The sequence below is a fragment of the Tritonibacter sp. SIMBA_163 genome, from assembly GCF_046535935.1.
GTDB classification, from domain to species: Bacteria; Pseudomonadota; Alphaproteobacteria; order Rhodobacterales; family Rhodobacteraceae; genus Epibacterium; species Epibacterium scottomollicae.
This window is the reverse complement of sequence record NZ_JAWJBP010000492.1, coordinates 1-270: the sequence shown is the minus strand read 5'-3', so window position 1 is coordinate 270 and position 270 is coordinate 1. Positions and strand designations below refer to the sequence as shown.

At 48.1% G+C, this 270-nt stretch carries 1 protein-coding gene; it reads right to left on the bottom strand.

Annotated elements, in window-relative coordinates; genetic code table 11:
- The coding region (locus tag R0J92_RS23260; RefSeq protein ID WP_411053416.1) for a J domain-containing protein at positions 1-270 on the bottom strand (270 nt) is incomplete at both ends.

Below are 270 nucleotides of genomic sequence, written 5' to 3'. Positions count from 1 at the left end.
ACCAGCGCTTCTTCTTCAGTTTCAATATGCGGTAGAGCCACCGCTTCTTCCCCTTCTACATCATAAGTCGTGAGCAGATAATTAGCATCATACTCACTCCGGTGCTCAGGGTCAGATAACACTTGATATGCCCATTGAATCAGTTCTTGACGAGCAGTTAGCGTTCCCTGAGTGTACTCCGAGTGAGGAGTTTGGCGGAGTCTGTCCTGATAAGCCTGCTCAATTTGGTCGGCAGTTGCTTGTAAAGGCAGACCGATAATCCGGTAATAG